Origin of the sequence: Microbacterium sp. 2RAF4 (assembly GCF_052115285.1) — a bacterium.
GTDB lineage: Bacteria > Actinomycetota > Actinomycetes > Actinomycetales > Microbacteriaceae > Microbacterium > Microbacterium oxydans.
Genome location: NZ_JBFRGI010000002.1, coordinates 1,785,065 through 1,802,325, shown reverse-complemented (window position 1 = coordinate 1,802,325; position 17,261 = coordinate 1,785,065). Strand labels below are relative to the sequence as shown.

Annotated in this window: 13 protein-coding genes; 9 read left to right on the top strand and 4 right to left on the bottom strand. The window is 67.9% G+C overall.

Annotated features, from left to right (window positions below):
- Positions 1 to 56: 56 nt before the first annotated feature.
- Positions 57 to 1,298, bottom strand: coding sequence for an ABC transporter substrate-binding protein (locus AB4070_RS13095; RefSeq protein WP_441980468.1), 1,242 nt, complete (start codon positions 1,296 to 1,298; stop codon positions 57 to 59).
- Between the two features lie 201 nt (positions 1,299 to 1,499).
- Between AB4070_RS13095 and AB4070_RS13090 the strand changes: the two genes are divergently transcribed.
- From AB4070_RS13090 to AB4070_RS13065, 6 genes are all read left to right on the top strand, one after another.
- Positions 1,500 to 2,684 carry an ROK family protein gene (locus AB4070_RS13090; RefSeq protein ID WP_441980467.1) on the top strand — a complete coding sequence of 395 codons (1,185 nt, stop codon included), beginning with the start codon at positions 1,500 to 1,502 and terminating at the stop codon, positions 2,682 to 2,684.
- Positions 2,681 to 3,706: a Gfo/Idh/MocA family protein gene (locus AB4070_RS13085; RefSeq protein WP_441980466.1), complete on the top strand. Its 1,026-nt coding sequence runs from the start codon at positions 2,681 to 2,683 to the stop codon at positions 3,704 to 3,706. Before AB4070_RS13090 ends, AB4070_RS13085 begins: the two co-directional genes overlap by 4 nt.
- On the top strand, positions 3,703 to 4,728 hold the full coding sequence (locus AB4070_RS13080) for a Gfo/Idh/MocA family protein (protein ID WP_441980465.1): 1,026 nt from the start codon (positions 3,703 to 3,705) through the stop codon (positions 4,726 to 4,728). Before AB4070_RS13085 ends, AB4070_RS13080 begins: the two co-directional genes overlap by 4 nt.
- Positions 4,729 to 4,806: 78 nt before the next feature.
- Positions 4,807 to 4,983: a DUF202 domain-containing protein gene (locus tag AB4070_RS13075; RefSeq protein WP_441980464.1), complete on the top strand. Its 177-nt coding sequence runs from the start codon at positions 4,807 to 4,809 to the stop codon at positions 4,981 to 4,983.
- Between the two features lie 10 nt (positions 4,984 to 4,993).
- Positions 4,994 to 5,650 carry a response regulator gene (locus AB4070_RS13070; protein WP_441980463.1) on the top strand — a complete coding sequence of 219 codons (657 nt, stop codon included), beginning with the start codon at positions 4,994 to 4,996 and terminating at the stop codon, positions 5,648 to 5,650.
- A gap of 29 nt (positions 5,651 to 5,679) precedes the next feature.
- Positions 5,680 to 6,762, top strand: coding sequence for a sensor histidine kinase (locus tag AB4070_RS13065; protein ID WP_441980462.1), 1,083 nt, complete (start codon positions 5,680 to 5,682; stop codon positions 6,760 to 6,762).
- A gap of 50 nt (positions 6,763 to 6,812) precedes the next feature.
- On the opposite strand, the gene AB4070_RS13060 is transcribed toward AB4070_RS13065, so the two are convergent.
- Positions 6,813 to 10,451 carry an efflux RND transporter permease subunit gene (locus tag AB4070_RS13060; protein WP_441980461.1) on the bottom strand — a complete coding sequence of 1,213 codons (3,639 nt, stop codon included), beginning with the start codon at positions 10,449 to 10,451 and terminating at the stop codon, positions 6,813 to 6,815.
- Between the two features lie 634 nt (positions 10,452 to 11,085).
- Between AB4070_RS13060 and AB4070_RS13055 the strand changes: the two genes are divergently transcribed.
- The 3 genes from AB4070_RS13055 to AB4070_RS13045 all read left to right on the top strand — a co-directional run bounded on the left by AB4070_RS13055 (position 11,086) and on the right by AB4070_RS13045 (position 14,533).
- Positions 11,086 to 12,090 carry a magnesium and cobalt transport protein CorA gene (locus AB4070_RS13055; protein WP_441980460.1) on the top strand — a complete coding sequence of 335 codons (1,005 nt, stop codon included), beginning with the start codon at positions 11,086 to 11,088 and terminating at the stop codon, positions 12,088 to 12,090.
- Between the two features lie 345 nt (positions 12,091 to 12,435).
- Positions 12,436 to 13,338, top strand: coding sequence for a PrsW family glutamic-type intramembrane protease (locus tag AB4070_RS13050; RefSeq protein WP_441980459.1), 903 nt, complete (start codon positions 12,436 to 12,438; stop codon positions 13,336 to 13,338).
- A gap of 97 nt (positions 13,339 to 13,435) precedes the next feature.
- Positions 13,436 to 14,533: a hypothetical protein gene (locus AB4070_RS13045; RefSeq protein ID WP_441980458.1), complete on the top strand. Its 1,098-nt coding sequence runs from the start codon at positions 13,436 to 13,438 to the stop codon at positions 14,531 to 14,533.
- On the opposite strand, the gene AB4070_RS13040 is transcribed toward AB4070_RS13045, so the two are convergent.
- On the bottom strand, positions 14,530 to 16,719 hold the full coding sequence (locus tag AB4070_RS13040; RefSeq protein ID WP_441980457.1) for a S8 family peptidase: 2,190 nt from the start codon (positions 16,717 to 16,719) through the stop codon (positions 14,530 to 14,532). The genes AB4070_RS13045 and AB4070_RS13040 overlap by 4 nt on opposite strands.
- 137 nt (positions 16,720 to 16,856) lie before the next feature.
- Positions 16,857 to 17,249: a hypothetical protein gene (locus AB4070_RS13035; protein WP_441980456.1), complete on the bottom strand. Its 393-nt coding sequence runs from the start codon at positions 17,247 to 17,249 to the stop codon at positions 16,857 to 16,859.
- Positions 17,250 to 17,261: the final 12 nt, after the last annotated feature.

The window sequence follows — 17,261 nt, the reverse complement described above, 5'->3', positions numbered from 1 at the left end:
CGGGGGCATGCGGAGTCCGGGTTCCGCATGCCCCCGATCGACTACTTCTCGATCGACTACTTCTTGATCAGGGGTGCCGCGGCCGTCGCGGCATCCTTCAGTGCGTCCTCGGGAGTCTTGTCACCGAGGAGGGCGGCCTGGATCTCCGGCGCGAGCACGCCCATCAGCGCGCGGGACGAGGCGTTGAGCTCACCCACGGTGGTGTCGGGAACGTACTTCTCGACCTCGCCGAGCAGCGGGTCATCCGCGTACAGCGGCTCGGTGGTGCTCAGCGCCGAGAAGTAGCCGGCTGCCTTGAGGTAGGGCTCGACGACGTCCGCGCCGGTGGCGTACTCGACGAACTTCGCGGCGGCGTCCTGCGCCTTGGAGCCCTTGAGCACCGAGAGCGAGCCGACCGTGCCGTATGCCACGGACTCCTTCTCGGTCAGCGGCGCCATCACCTTGACGTTCTCCTCGCCCCAGAACGGCACGACCTCGTTGACCGCGTTGTTCCAGGTGCAGGCGACCTTGCCCTGAGCGACCGCGGTCTGCTCCAGCGGCACGTTCGTGGTGAGCGCCTCCGGGTCGAGGGCACCGGCCTCCGCCAGGTCGGTGAGGAAGGTGAGCGCCTGCACGCCCTCCTTGCTGTCGAAGCCGACGTCGCCGTCCTTCGTGTAGACCGCGCCACCGGCCTGCCACAGCAGCGGGTAGTACGTGAGGTTCAGGGTGTTCTCGGCGGAAGCCGGGTAGTTCAGCGCGTACATGCCCTTCTCGGTGAACTTCGGCGCCATCGCGGTGATGTCGTCCCAGGTCTCGGGGTACTCCGTGACACCGGCGGCCTCGAAGGCGGCGGCGTTGCAGATGAGGGGCTGGGCGCTGGTGAGGATGGGCGCGCCGAGGATGTCGCCGTCGAGCGTGACCGACTTCTTCACGTTCGGCAGTAGGTCGTCCTGACGCTCCTGGCTCAGCAGATCGTTGAGCGGGGCGATCGACTTCTGGTACGCCGCGAGCTGGTCGGGGATCAGGTAGACGACGTCGGGGCCCTTGCCTGCGGCGATCGCCGTCTGCAGCGCCTCGTCGCGGTTGGCCCACGGGAAGATCTCGTACTTCACGTTGACGTTCTCGTTCTGCTTCTCGAAATCGGCGATCGTCGAGTCCCAGAAGTCCTTGTGCACCGCCTCGTCGGCGATGACCGGGTAGAGCCAGACCGTGATGTCCTGCTCACCCTCTGCGGTGTTGCCTCCGCCGGCCGAACATCCGGCCAACAGGGTGGCGGCCGCGATTCCCGCGACGACGCCGGTGATCTTGCTGACGCGCATGGTGCTCCTTTGCTTATACCGTGCTGAGTACGGTTCATTATGACACTGCAATGGGATAATTCGTCAAGTACAAGTTCTCAGGCCCGTGTTTCAGCGGTGTTTCCGGTTCGAGAACAACAAAGCTTGATCTGAGAATTCGGTGTGCTAATTTGATCGCACCCGACGTTGATCGCAACGAAGCCGGAGAAGAGGGGGCAGCACATGGCCGTGACAGGTCCGCTTTCGATCGTGGCGCGATCCGCATTGCAGCTGCGTGATTCCGGCCCCGCCACCGTCAACGATCTGTCTCGTTCCCTCGAGATCTCACGTACCTCCGTCGAGAACGCCGTCACGGCCTTGACCGACTCCGGTCTGATCGTCGACGCCCCCGCGCAGAACGCCGGCGGCGCAGGTCGTCCGGCCCGCCGCTACTCGTTCCACGCCGCAGCCGGAACCGTCGTCGGCGTCGACATCGGCGTCGCGAGCGTGCGCGTCGTGCTGGCCGACCTGGCCGGACACGTCATCGCGCAGCGCAGCTTCCCCGGCGTGGCCGAGCGGCCCGATGGCGCGTCCAAGCTGGCTGCCGTGATCGAGGACGTGCGGGGTACGCTCTCCGCGGTCTCGATCCCGGGATCGAAGGTCCGCGCGGTCGGCGTCTCGCTTCCCGGCATCGTCGACGACACGGGGCGCGTCACCACCTCGGTCGTCATCCCCGAGTGGTCGGGCATCGACATCGGCTCCCAGCTGCGCCAGGCGTTCGGCTGCCCCGTCGCGGTGGACAACGGCGTTCGTCTCGCGGCCGTCGCCGAGCATCACCTCGGCGTCGCGCAGCTCGTCGACGACGTCATCTACCTGTCGGTCGGCAACCGCATCGCGATGGGGCTGATCCTCGGCGGACGCCCGCGCCGCGGAATCCACAACGCCGCGGGCGACATCGGCCGACTCGCCTTCCGGGGACTGAACACCGAGACGGGCCAGATCACGTGGCGCACCGCCCCGACCGCTGCCGAGGTCTTCGCGAAGGCGCGCGGCGGTGACGCGGCCGCACAGCAGGAGCTCGACGGATTCATCGGCGAGCTCGCCCACGGCATCGCGACCCTGATCATGACGGTCGACCCGGCCATGATCGTGATCGGCGGTGGACTCTCTGCCGCGCATGAGCACCTGCTCGACCCCCTGCGCGCGGCACTGCCCGGTCACCTCGGCCTGCCGTTCCAGGTGCCGATCGCGGAAGCGCGCCTGGGCGCCGAAGCCGCCGCCCACGGGGCGGTCGTGCACGCGTTCCAGCGGCTCGCCGCCGAGATCTACGGCATCGAGGACATGCCGGCTCCGCCGATCACCCCCCTGCGGGTCGCACCTTCGGAAGCCGCTGACCCGACCGACGAGACAACCGAGGAGAAGCAGTGAGCACGTTGAAGGTCGGACTCATCGGCGCGGGCGGGATCTCCCGCGTGCACGCCGACGCCTGGCGGGCGCTCGGGGCGGAAGGCTACGTCACCTCGCTCGCCGGCGCAGAGGAGATCGCCGCGGAGTACGGGTTCGAGCTCGTCGACGATGTCGACACCCTCATCGGCCTGGTCGACATCGTCGACATCGTGACCCCGAGCAGCACGCATGCCGACTTCGCCCTGCGCGCCATCGCCCGCGGGCTCGACGTGATCTGCGAGAAGCCGCTCGCGGAGACCGCCGAGATCGCAGCGACCGTCGCCCGCGCCGCCGAGGAAGCGGGCGTGCGCCTGTTCCCCGCCCATGTCGTTCGGTACATGGGTGAGTACGCCCAGATCAAGGCGGGCATCGACGCCGGTCGCATCGGCACGCTCGCTGTGCAGCGGTTCAGTCGGGCAGGCTCCGCCCCGCAGACCCCGTGGTTCTTCTCGGAGCGGGCGGGCGGCGGGGTCATCCGCGACCTGATGATCCACGACATCGACCAGGCGGTCTGGTTCGCCGGCCCCGTCGAGTCGGTCTACGCGGTGCAGAACCCGCCGACCATCGACGACCGCGTGCCCGCGCCGGTGACGGCGCACGTCGTGCTCACGCACCGCAGCGGCGTCATCAGTCACATCCACGGCAGCTGGGTCGCGCCGGGCATGCCGTTCCGCACGAGCGTCGAGGTCGCGGGGTCGGAGGGGCGCCTGCGCTACGACAGCGCCGAGGACGACGCGCTGCGCACCGACGCCGTGCTTGCTGACGTCGACACCGACTACCTGCCGCCGATGTCGCCGCAGGAGAGCCCGTACTTCGCTGAGATCGCCGACTTCGTGGCCGCCCTGCGCGAGGGGCGCGATGCCAGGGTCAGCCCGGCGGACGGCATCGAGGCCGTCGCCGTGGCCGAGGGCGCGTACGCCTCGATCGCCTCCGGCGCCCCGGTCGCACTGCCCGTCGCCACCCCCGCATCGTCTGCACGCACGGCCGAGGAGGCCACTCGATGACCGCCCCCACTCCGCTGCGGATCGCCGTCCTCTCGTTCGCCCACACGCACGCACTGAGCTACGTCCACGCGCTCAACGCGATGCCGGGCGTCGAGCTGATCGCCGCCGACCCCGACGGCGCCACGGCGCCCGACGATGCACCCCGAGGAGCAGCGCTGGCCGCGGAACTCGGTGTCCCCTACGTCGAGACCTACGACGAGGCCTTCGCCTGGAAGCCCGATGCGGTCGTGATCGCCGCCGAGAACTCCCGGCATCGCGCCCTCGTCGAGCGCGCGGCCGCAGCCGGGGTGCATGTGCTGTGCGAGAAGCCCCTGGCCACGACGGTCGAGGATGCGATCGCGATGCGCGAGGCGTGCGAGCGTGCCGGCGTGATCCTGATGGTCGCCTATCCGGTGCGATTCGCCCCGAGCGTGCGCGATGCGATCACCGAGCTGCGGAGCGGGCGCCTCGGCAACGTGATGGGCGTCACCGGGATCAACAACGGCAAGCTGCCGCAGGACCGGGCCTGGTTCACGGATCCGGAGCTGGCGGGGGGCGGCGCCCTCGTCGACCATGTCGTGCACTGCGCCGACATCCTCGACGAGCTGCTCGGCGAGCGTGCCCAGTCCGTCCGCGCCGTGTCCAATCGCATCCTGCATGCGGAGCGCGACCTCGAGGTCGAGACCGGCGGCCTGGTGACGATCCAGTATCCGAGTGGGGTCATCGCCACGATCGACTGCTCCTGGAGCTGGCCGATGAGCTCGGCCAGCTGGGGTGGACTCACCCTGCAGGTGATCGCCGAGCGCGGCACCGTGACCGTCAGCCCCTTCGCCAAGGGCGTTGCCGGGCACGATGCTCACGGCGAGACGTGGAGCCCTGTGGGCGCCGACCTCGATGCGCTCCTGCTCGACGAGTTCGTGCATGCCGTCCGCGAGGGACGCCAGCCCCAACCCGACGCCGGCGTGGGCATCCGTACCGTCGAGATCGCCAAGGCCGCCCAGGCTTCGGCGGCTCGAGGCGGCGAGGTCGTCACGCTCTCCTAGGCGCCCTGGACGAGATCTCGATTCGAGCACCGGCGTCTCCATACGCTCTCGAAACATCCGTTTTCATAGCCTGCTGTCATGAAATGGATCAACTACCTCCTGGGGGCCGTCGTCACCGCGCTCCTCGCGAGAACTCCGGATGAGGGCGAACCTCTGAACGTGCCGCTCATCCTCGGCGGCACGCTATTCGGCCTCGGCATCGCGGCACTCGTATGGGCGCTCATCTCGCACCGTCGACGGACGCACCGCAGGTGAGGTGTTCTCGGTGATTCGCGTGGTGCTCGTCGACGATGAGGCGCTCTTGCGCTCCGGGTTCCAGCTGATCCTCAGTGCGGCCCGCGACATCGAAGTGGTGGACGCCGTCGACGGTCTGGAGGCCGCCGAGTCCATCCGTCGCCACAAGCCCGATGTGGTGCTGCTGGACATCCGGATGCCAGGCCGGAGCGGCCTCGACGTGATCAAGGAGATTCGGGCGATGCCGGCGCCTCCGGTGGTGGCAGTTCTCACCACCTTCGACTCGGACGACTACATCGCTCGCGTGCTCCGCGAGGGTGCGAGCGGGTTCCTGGTCAAGGACACCGATCCGGAGCAGTTGCCGACACTGATCCGCTCGCTCGCGGCTGGCGGGATCGTGCTGTCTCCACATGTGTCGCGCACCGTGATCGAGGGATATCTCGGTGCCGAGGACCGGGCGTCGGCAGCCTTGATCGACACCCTCACGGCACGCGAGCAACAGGTGCTGGCTCGGCTGGCGAACGGCGATTCCAACAGTGAGATCGGTGCGGGCCTGCACCTCAGCGTCGGCACCGTCAAGGACCACGTGAGTGCCATCCTCAGCAAGCTCGGCGTGACCAGCCGCCTGCAGGCCGCCCTCATCGCTGATCGCAGCAGGTTCACCGACGGCGTCCTCGGCAGCCCGTGAGAACGCCTCCACGGTGGGTTGCCCCGCGCTTGACCGACACTCTGCTGGTCGCCGCCGCCCTCACCGACACGCTGTTCTACCTCGACTCCGCCCTCGGGGACGACACGTCATACGTCGTCCCCGATCCGCGGATCAGCCTCGTGCTCGGGGTGGTCGGTGCGCTCGGCCTGATCTTCCGACGACGCTGGCCGTGGGCCTCACTGGCGCTCGCCTTGCCCACCCTGATCGTCCCGTTCATCTCGGTCGCCTGCCTGATCGCGCTCTACTCCGTCGCCGCCGCCGAGCGACGCCGGTGGCTGACCCTGGCTGCGGGCGCTGTCGTGCTCGCGGCGGACACCCGCGGGCTGTGGGAGGAACCCATCAGCGAATACCTGATCACCTCCGGGGTCTATGCGGTCATGACGGTTGCCGCTCCCCTCGCCCTGGGCGTGCTGGTGCGCACCCGCAAAGAGCTCACCGCCCGATTGCGTGACCTGGAGCAGGTGCGCACCAGCGAGAGACGTCACGCCGAGGAGGAGATCCTCGCCACCGAACGCGCCAGGATCGCCCGCGAGATGCATGACGTCGTCTCCCATCAGGTCAGCCTCCTCGCAGTCCAGGCCGGTGCCCTCCAGGTCAGCACGCCCGCCCTCGACGTCAAGGAAGCGGCGCGAACGATGCGCTCCCTCGCGGTCAAGACGCTCGACGAGCTCCGCCAGATGGTGACCCTGCTGCGCGCCGCAGATGGTCAGATCGCGCCGCAACCGACCCTCGACGATCTGCCCGACCTCATCGGGGAGTCCGGCATCCCCACCGCCACCTCCCTCGACCTCCCTGTGGGTGTGCCGGCCGGAGTGCAGCGGGCGCTGTACCGCACCGTGCAGGAAGCGCTCACCAACATCCGGAAGCATGCGCCCGGCGCCGAAGCCACCATCACCGCGGACGCCACCGGCGGCATGATCCGCCTCACCATCCACAACACGCCCGGCACGACCCCGTCGATGAACCTTCCCTCCTCCGGTCACGGGCTCGTCGGGCTCCGCGAACGTGCCGAGCTCCTCGGCGGAACTCTCACCGCGCATCAGCGTTCTCCGCAGGGATACACCCTGACGCTCCACGTTCCGTACGTCTGACGGACGCGCACAGCTCCGTCGGGGTCGGCATTCAGACACGATCAGACGACTCACGAGCTCGCGGGCTCCTCGATCATGGGGTCCTCGATCGAGGCGACCCGTCGCTCGAGTCGCCTGTCGCGCCGACTCTCCATGGCGGTGTAGATGATCGGCACGAGGACCAGCGTGAGCAGCGTCGAGGAGATGAGACCGCCGATCACCACGATGGCCAGCGGCCGGGAGATGAACGCGCCGCCCCCGGTCAGGCCGAGCGACATGGGCACCAGCGCGAAGATCGTGGCCGTCGCCGTCATCAGGATCGGCCGAAGCCGAAGCCTGGTCCCATGGGTGACAGCCTCGACCAGCGGGACGCCGTCGGCCCGGAGCCTGTTGATGAGGTCCATGAGCACGATCGCATTCGTGACCACGATGCCGACGAGCATGAGCAGACCGATCAGCGCCGGCGTCCCCATCGGGGTGCCGGTGAGCTGCAGTCCGAGGATCGCACCTGTCGCAGCGAAGGGGATCGACACCAGCAGCACGAGTGGCTGACGGAAGTTGCGGAACGTCCCGATCATGACGATCAGCACGAGCATGACCGCGAGGATCATCGCCAGGCCGAGCTGGGTGAACGCCTCGTCCTTCTGTTCGCTGATGCCACCGATCTCGAAGGTGACCCCGGCCGGCAGCTTCGTCTCATCGATCGCGGCCTGTACGGCCGCGTTCGCGGCGTCGAGCTTCCCCTTGCGCGGATCGATGGTCAGCGACACCTTGCGCTCCCCGCCCTCCCGGAAGATCACCGGAGGCACGAGTTCGTTCTCCACCGCGGCGATGTCGGCGACCTTGAGCGGGGTACCTCGCAGGTTGTCGATCGCGGCCTGCTCCGCCGCGTCCTTCTGCTGCGCCGCGAGCTCCGCCGCCTGGTCACGTTGAGCCTGGCCCACCTGTGCGATCTGATCGTCCGCCGCGGCGACGGCCGACTCTGCCTCGACGATCGAGTTCTGAAGGGCGGCGAGCTGTTCTTCCCGCTCTTGCTCGGCCTGCTCGCGCGCCGCGTCTTCCGGCGTGCCCGGGTCCGCGGGCTCCTCGGCCGGCAGGCTGGGAACGATCGGCGCGGCCGCGAGCGCGGCGAGCTGCGCACGCAGCTCCCTGATGCTGCCGGCACTCGCCTTCCGCTGCCGCTGCGCATCGGCGATCTGCTTCTCCTGTTCTGCTGCGGCTTGCCGCATGCTCGCTGCCGCTTCCGCATCGACTTTCTGCTGACGGGCATCCCTCGCGGCCTTCTGCGCAGCCTCCGTCAGCTGAGGGGTGACCGGCAGGAGGATCTCGCCGATCTGGGCGGCTGTGCGCTCGCTCCCCGGGGTGCGCAGCAGGATCGACCGTTCCGCCCCCTCGAACATCAGCCGCCCGATCTCGGTGCCTTCCTGGGCCTCGCTGATCACGTCGGCGACGAGCGCTCGATCGATGCCGACCGTAGCGGCGCGCGCTTCGTCGAGCTTCACCCGCACGACGCTCTGCTCGCCGGAAAGCTCGCTCCGCACGGACTTCACGCTCTCGGCAGCCGACAGCTTCTCGACCAGCATTTCGCTTGCTTTCCGCAGAGCGGTCGGATCGTTGCCCTGGATCCGCAGGTCGATCGCGCTGCTCGCGCCTCCATCCGACGAGAACGAATCCTTGGAGTACACCTGGAACGTCGCGCTGTCCTCCCTCGTGTCCAGCTGTGCTTGCACTCGGTCGCCGACCGCTTCGGAGTCAGCCCCGCGGTCGAGCATCAGATCGTAGGAGATGAGCGGGGGCTGGGAAGGATCAGGCTCTCCGACAGGGATGAACACCGAGACGTCGGCGACACCGTCGACCTTCCCGAGCATCTTCTCCACCGGCTCGACAGCCGCGATCAGCTCGGCGGTGGTGGGCGTGGCTATCGGCGCAGCAGCCTGTTCCTCCGGAGCGGCCTCTGTCGTCGCATCCTCCGTCGGGGGCACACCGCCGAACTCTGGGAACTGGTCGATCTGCACCGTTTCATTGCCGGCGGAATCGAGGAACTCCGTGGGAATCTGCGTGGCGAGGCCGACCGTGATTCCCAGGAGGACGACGGAGGCGGTCACGGTGAGCACCCGACGTCGCCAGAGCGTCTGCAGACGGGGCATGAACGCGCGCTGCAGCCGGTCCTCCGGAGCATTGATCTCATCCGCGTCGCGATGACGCGGGATCACCCCTGCCGCCTCCCGATCGACCGCGTACGCGTCGATCGTCAAGCGACTCGATCTCCTGTTCAGGAACCAGTACGCGAGCACGGGAACGATCGTGAGGGCGACGAGCAATGACGCCAGCAGCGCGATCGACACGGTGACCGCGAACGGACGGTACAGCTGCCCGGTCGGGCCGCTGACGAACACGATCGGGAGGAACACCGCCACTGTGGTCAGGGTCGACGCGGTGATAGCCCCGGCGACCTGACGGACCGAGTCGATGATTCCCTGGACGCTGATCCCGTCGACCCGAGCATGTCGGTTGATGTTCTCGATCACGACGATCGAGTCATCGACGACACGACCGACCGCGATCGTCAGGGCTCCGAGGGTCAGCATGTTCAGGGTGTTGCCCGTCCAGTACAGCCCGATGAGACTGATGAGCAGCGAGAGCGGGATCGACACTGCGGCGATCACCGTCGACCTCCACGAAGCCAGGAATGCGAGCACGACCAGGATCGCGAACAGCAGTCCGAGTCCGCCCTCCACCGTCAGGTCATGGATGGACTGCTCGATGGCTGGCGCCTGGTCGAACAGCGTGGTGAACTCCGCCTTGAGCTCGGGCGCCAGTCTGGTCAGCTCAGCGGTCACGGCGTGTGAGATCTGCACGACGTTCGCACCCGGCGCGATCGTGACCGTCATCGTGAGAGCTGACTTGCCGTTCACGCGCGACAGGCTTCCGACCGGGATCTTCTCCGCCTTCACCTCGGCGAAATCCCGAAGCGGCACTGTGCCGGTCTCGACGGGCACGAGAAGGTTCTGCACGTCTTCCAGGGTGCCGACGGTGGTGCCCACCGTGATCGACGTCGGACCGGTTTCGGAGGGCGCCTGGCCGGCGGGGTGCACGGTGCTCTTGGCCTCGAGTGCCGTCTTGATCTGCGTCGGGTCGACCTTCAGACGCTCGACATCGGCCGGCCGCAGATCGACGACGATGCGCTGCTCCTGTTGCCCGGCGACCTCGACTTTCTGCACCCCCGGGATCGATTTGAGCGCCGGCGCCACCTTCTGCGTGAGGCCCGCCGCGAGTGCGAACTCGTCACCGGCGGAGCCGGCACTGATCTGCATCGACGGGGCCGCGTCGTCGCTACCCGAGTAGACGTCCAGCGATGCTGTTGCCGGCAGCGAGGAGGTGACGCCGTCCGCCGCTGCACGAATCGCCCGCTGCGTCTCCTCGCTGTCGAGCTCGAACGGCCACTGGACGTACACGTTCGTGGATCCCGTCGATGTCGTGGACGCCACCGAGGTCACACCCGGCACCGCACGCAGCGCAGCTTCCAGCGGCTCGGTCGCCGTCCGCGACATCTCCTCCGGCGCGACGCCATCGACGCTCACCGATACGTAGGCAGCCGGCAGGGTGGTGGGCGGCATCATCTCCTGCTTGAGCGCACCGGCGACGAACACCCCCAGCACTGCGATCGCCATGGTCGCCAGCCCGACCACCAGACGATTGGCCAAACTCACACGCGTCAGAATCACCTGTACACCCCTTGCAGCACGCTGCTACCCCAGCATCGAAACGGCGCACGAGAGCGCCCGATTGCTTCGAGTCTGCGAGCGAGCGCAATGACATGTAACCCGCCACCTGACCGGAGATGCCCGCCACCCGACCAGACACCGTGCATCGCGCGCCTCTCGATGAGCATCGACCTTCCTCCATCCACCCTGGACAAAGGTCGCCATACGGTGTTGACTGAACCGGGCCGCACGCCCGATCACCCGACTGCGGTCGGGTCGCCGCGAGTCGGCAGATCAGGATCCGCCTTCGACCCGAACGAAGGCGGATCCTGATAGCCGGCGGGTCGGGGCAGCCGCAGCGGGGCCGGATCCCGGTCGATCCGGGCCGGCGCTCAGCATCGAGGAGTATGCTGACCCCTTGGGTCGTTCGGCCCGACGAGTCCCGAAAGGTGGTGATGGCGATGTCCGGTGATAGTTACGACGCCGCCTTCGCTGCGTCGCGACTCCCTGCGCTAGCGCGTTGACCCTCTGGTCCGCTTTCGCACGTCCTTCCCCGCAGCCGTCGGCGGCGTCATCCGCCCCCTGACGAACCGCGCACGGAGCTCTCCGTTGCCGTGCGCCTGCGAGAACGGAGCCGATCATGGCCCTCATCGACAACGGCGTGTACGTCCACGGACGTCGCGTGGAGACCCCCAAGAACCTGGACGAGACCTACCGGATGCTGGACGCCGCCGGAGGCATCGCGTGGATCGGCCTGTACCGACCCAGCCCGGAGGAAGTGGCGTCCGTCGCTCGCGAGTTCGACCTGCATCCGCTGGCCGTCGAGGACGCCCTGTCCGGCCACCAGCGGTCGAAGGTGGAGCGTTACGGCGACACCCTGTTCGCCGTCCTCCGCCCCGCCCGGTATCGCGACAAGGAGGAGTCGATCGAGTTCGGTGAGCTGCACCTGTTCGTCGGCCCCGACTTCGTGGTGACGATCCGGCATGCGGAATCCCCGAACCTCGCCGCCGTGCGCGCCCGCATGGAGGCGAACCCCGCGCTGCTCGCGATGGGACCGGAGGCCGTGCTCTACGCGATCCTCGATGAGGTCGTCGACGGGTACGAGCCGATCGTGGCTGGGCTCCTGAACGACATCGACGAGATCGAGGACCAGCTGTTCGGCGACGGCGACGACGACAGCGCGCTCTCCCGTCGCATCTATGAGCTGTCCCGCGAGGTGATCAACTTCCAGCGGGCGGTGCATCCGCTGAACGGCATGCTGGAGTGGCTGCGTCGGGGCTCCGCGAAGTACCGCATCGACGAGGAGCTGCAGCGCTCCCTGCGCGACGTGCTCGACCACACGATCCGTGTCAACGAGAAGATCGACTCGTTCCGGGCGATCCTCGAGAACGCGCTGACCGTGCACTCCGCGCTTGTCGCCCGGCGCCAGACCGAGGCCGGGTTGGCGCAGAACGACGAGATCAAGAAGATCTCCTCCTGGGCGGCGATCATCTTCGCCCCGACGCTGGTCGGCACGGTGTACGGGATGAACTTCGACGTGATGCCCGAGCTGCACTGGGCCTTCGGCTACCCGATGGCGATCGGCGCGATGCTCGCCTTCGCGGTCGGTCTGTTCGGGGTGTTCAAGTACAAGAAGTGGTTGTGACGGGCATCTCTCATCGGTGGCGCAGGTGGCAGTGGGTGCGCGCGAGGTCCGACGACCGACCGTAAGATCTTCACCTGTTCGTCGTCTTGCTCGCGCCACGCTTGTTCGGCGCGTCCACAGGATGGGGATCCGTGACGCAGGCGGACGGTGAAGCCCCCGGCTCACCCTCTGGTCCGCAATCAAGCACGCGGCTGCGGCGGGGATCTTCCCGGACCCGTCGCAGCCGCACTCTCGACGGGGAGTGACCCGGTGGGTTTTCATACGTCCACGCAACATCCCGCTCCGTAACGTCGATCATGTGAAACCACTCACGATCACCGCAACCGGCCTCGGAGAGGATGAGGTGTGACCTCTTCCTCCGCAGCGCCCATACTCACCCGGTGGGTGGGAGCGGGTGTTCTCCTCGTCTTCGCCCTCACCGTCGCGCTGTTCACCTGGCAGGACGGATCGATACTGCTCATCTGCCTGGCAGCGGTCACTCCGGCCGCCGTCGTGACGATGTTCGCCGCGCGCTGGTTGGATCGAAGGAACAGGCCGACGTGGAGTTCGACCATGCTCGCGATCGCCTGGGGTGCAGGCGGTGCCGTCCTGATTGCGACCTGGGGCGGTTCCTGGCTCGCGCAGGCCGTCGTCTACATCGACGCCCAGGGGATGCTGCAGGAACGAATTCCCTCCACGTGGGTCCTCACTCCCCTCGTCGAGGAGGGGGCGAAGGCACTGGGGGTGGTGCTCGTGATGCTCGCCGTCGGACGGTCTCGCTTCGGCGGTGTCTTCGGCGGTGGCTTCGGCGGCGTCCTCGGGGGCGCCATGATCGGCGCGCTCGTCGGCGTCGGTTTCGGGTGGTTCGAAGACGCCGCGGCGATCGCGACTGACATCACAGCGAACGACCCCGGCTACGGAATCGGCACCTGGATCGTGCGCACGCTGACCTCTCCCACCCATGCCGCCTTCACGATCTGGACCGGCGCGGGCATCGGTCTCGCGATGAGTGTGCGTCGTCTGTGGGCCGGTCCGCTCATCGCGATCGCCGGATTCGCCATCGCCTGCATCGCGCACGGGGCCGTGAACCGCGCGAACCTCGTCGGCGATACCGACATGGCCTCCTTCTTCACCGCCCTCGCGACGGCCGCGGGATGGGTGCTCCTTACCGCCGTCATCGCCGTCGTCGCCAGGCAGTGGCTCACTCGCGAGGACCGGCGGCGCTCCCTCGAGCCGGCACCGCCTCCCAGCCAGCAGGCGAAACTGTGATCTAAAGTTTTACTCATCCCTTGGACCACACAGGAACACACTGATCATGGACCACCCATCGCCGGTGCACGCCACTCGCCTGACGAAGCACCGGCGCGTGAGGCGCTTCATCCTGCTCGCCCTCGCCGCGATCGTGATCGGCGCTCTCGGCTTCCTGGCCTGGAGACTGTTCGCTCTTGCTCCCTCGAGCTATGACGCCCTCGACACGACCGACCGCGAGATGCTGCGCCAGCTGTCCGAGCAGTACGACGTCACGGCCACGCACGGGGACGCGGTATGGACGGAGGACTACCGGTACGAGCAACAGCCCATCGTGCTGCTGCGCACGGACGGCGAAGGCAGTCCGCTCTGGTCGCACGCCTTCCTTGTCAACATGAGCGAGGTCACCGACACCACCGGGATGGCGAAGATCGCCGTGCCACGCGCGACCCACCTCGACGATGTGCGCATCAGCAAGACATTCGCCCTCGGTGAGTGGACGTTGCACCTCCCAGCCAACTTCAGCCCCATCGAGGTCGACGGCCGCGAGGTACTCGCCTTCAAATACCACGAAGCGATGCTGCAGACCGAACCCACCACATCCGATGGATTCCAGCGTTTCTCGATGCACGAGAACTTCCACGTCACAAAGCAGGGCATCGACCCCACGACTCCGGGCGCGTGGCCCTGGGAAGCCGGCGGGTTGATCGAGGACTACCCGCACACGGAGGCTCAGTACGAGCTGCTCCGCGTCGAGGCACGCATCCTCGACCGTGTCGAGAAGGAGACCGACCCGGAGACCCTCTTCGTTCTCGCAACGGACCTCGCGAACGTCAGGATGGCCCGGTACACGACCTGGCCGACCCTGCGCCTGGAGATCGATCTCGAAGCGATCGAGGGGACGGCCACCTACTTCGAGCGCAGCTTCGACCGCGCGCGCGGCCTGCGCCCCGAGGTCTCGACGTTCACGGATGGGCTCGAACGCTTCATCACCGACCCCGACGAGAACGCGGTGCTCGAACGCGACTACTCCTACTTCACCGGAGCGCAACTGGGTCTCCTGCTCGACACCGTCGCGCCCGACTGGCAGCAGAGCATCGAACCCGCGCCGAGCGGGGAGGCAGCGACCCCGTTCGCCACCCTGCAACGCGTCACCGGAGTGACCGTCGCGCCCGACGAGACGCGGCTCCGGGAGATCGCCGACCGCTACCTCTAGACCGCGCGCTCCTTCACGGCGATCACGGGGAACGACAGGTCGTCGGTGCCGGCGCGCACCGGGAGCTGCAGCTGCACCTTCTCCGCCGAATCGACCGTCAGTCTCCATCGCAGTCCCTTGTCGGTGCGCTCGATCTCACCCGTCGAGGGCACCGGAACCTCGAAGCCGTCGTAGTCGGTGAGGTCGATGTCCACCACGGCGTCCCCGCTCGATGCTCCCGCGTTGGTGAGATCGAGGAGGATCAGGCTGCCATCAGCGCCCGCCTGTGGGGCGATCTGCACCGAGTACGACATGGCCGACGCAGTATGGACGGAGAACTTCGTCGGGGCTGTCACGGCCGACGTGTCCGACCCGACCAACGTGCGCACCGTCACCTCATAGTCCCCCTGCGGAAGCGATGCCTTGGTCGACCATCGACCATCCGTGCCTACCTGCACGAACCGCAGGAAGGGCGTGAGTTCGCCGGCGAAGACGTGCACCCGGACCAGTGAGCCGGGGACGCCGGTCCCCGAGATGTCCGTGCTCTTGGCGTAGACCGTCGATCCGGCGAAGGGAGTGACCACAGTCGGCATCTCGGGTGATCTGCGGATGATGACCGGAGCGGATGCACCTCCGCCCGTGAGCGTGGCGTCTCCTGGGGCCGCGTCCGCAGGAATGCCGAGGACGGTGGCGAACCGACCCGCCGCGTCGGTCCGCACCTGCTCGACGGCGTCGGCGATCTTCAGGTCGACCGTGGTGTCCGCCGGGTACCCGCTGCCGTTGACGCGGAACGGCTGCCCGGTGAGGGCGACCTTCGAGTAGACGCCGATCGTGGGAGTCGAGGTTGCTCGGGTATCGACGAGTCCTGCCCCGACCCGGTCCGCGCTGAGCCCGGCGAGCGGATCCGCTGTGTCTGTGATGCGCTGGGTCAACTGATCCGGAGTGAGGCCCGGAGCCTCCGAGAGGATGCGAGCGGCGACTCCGGCCACGTGCGGTGAGGCCATGGACGTTCCGGGGTAGAGCGCGTAGACGGAGCCGTCCGCCTGGCGCGGCACGGTCGACCAGACGACACCGGGCGCGGTGACCGTGACCTTGCCCGCACCGTAGTTCGAGAATCCCGCACGCACGATCGCGCCCGTCGTCTCGTCCTGATCCGCCGCAGCGACCGCGATGACGCCCGGCAGGCTGCCAGGAGCCTGAAGACAGGAGTCGTTCACCGGCCGAGGCTCGAGCGTCCCGTCGTTCGGGCTCATCTCGTCCGTCGTCATCGCCGCGAGGTCCTGACCCTCATTGCCGACCGCGGCGACGTTCAGCACGCCCCGGTCGTGGGAGTAGGCGTACGCGCGGCGGAGCGCCTCGAGAGCCGCGCCTTGCGAATCGACATCAGCGCACCACACGTACCAGGGGTCGACGTAGTAGCTGTGGTTGACGATCGGGATGTCATGCTCGGCGGCCCACATGGTGGCGCAGATGCTGGCCTCCGGGTAGATGTAGCCACCGTCGTTGACGACCTTGATCGAGGCGACGCGCGCCTCCGGGGCGACGCCGACGATCCCCGTGCCGTTCGCCGCACCCGCGACGCTGCCGGCGACATGTGTGCCGTGCGCGCTCGCGCCGCCCGCCCCCGGCTGCCATGCCTCCGGGCTCGTGTCCGGCACACCGTTGACCGTGCACCCGACGGACAACGCCGGGTCGATCCGGTCGGCCAGGTCGGGGTGCCCGATGTCGATGCCGCTGTCGGCGATGCCGACGACCACTCCCGTCCCCGACGGTGACGTCGCCCCGATGGCGACGGTATTCCACGCGGTGCCCTCGGCCGGCATCGTCGCCGGCTCCGTCGTATCGCCGGAGATCGGTGGCGCGGGTGCGGTCGGGGCGTCCGGATCGGTCGACGTTCGGGTGGGGCCGACGGACTGGACCCATGCGAGGCTCTTGAGTTCCGTCGGGAAGTCGCCGTCGGGTGCGCGGGCGACCGTCACCCCGATCTCGGGATAGGAGACCAGCACCTCCCCACCGGCGGCTTCGATGGCCGACTGCAGAACGTCCGCGCTCGGTGCTCCTGGTCTCGTGTTCACCACCCAATTCAGGGCGGACTGCTCCGCTGCTGCGGCGACGGGCACGGCGGCCGTCAGCGGGGCGCTCATCGCGAGTGCCGCGCCGACGGCGAGGACTGCACAGGTACTGCGGACGATCATGCGACTGGTCATTCAGGACTGCCTTTCCGCAACGCTCGACGGACGACCGTCGAGTCGAGGACTCTCCTGCGTACAGGAGTGAAAGGTCGAGGCACGATTACGCGATCCGGTGGCGATCGGTGCATTCCGCCTGCCCGCGGCGGTGAGTCCTACTCCCGGCGGAACATCCCCATCAATGCGGGTAGAGCAACCATGCCCACCAGCCAGAACGCCGCGCCCCAGATCACACCATCGGCGATGAACGGCAACCACTCGTAGTCGGTCGGGTAGGCGATGCCCGTTCGACCGGTCAGGCGCAGAACCACCTCTGCCGGGTAGGAAACGAAGGGGTTGGACGAATGGTCCTGCGAGACCCACGGAAGAGGGAAGCCGAAGGGGACGGATGCGAGGTCGGCGTCGGATCTCACCGGGATCCGCTGGACGGTGGTCACCCACCAGGCGACGGCGAACCCCGCAACGATCGCGCCCAGCACGGACAGCGTCGTCCCCGCGCGTCCCCCGAAAAGACGCGGCGAAGACGCAGAACGAGGATCCGTGGTCATCAGCAGGTGGCC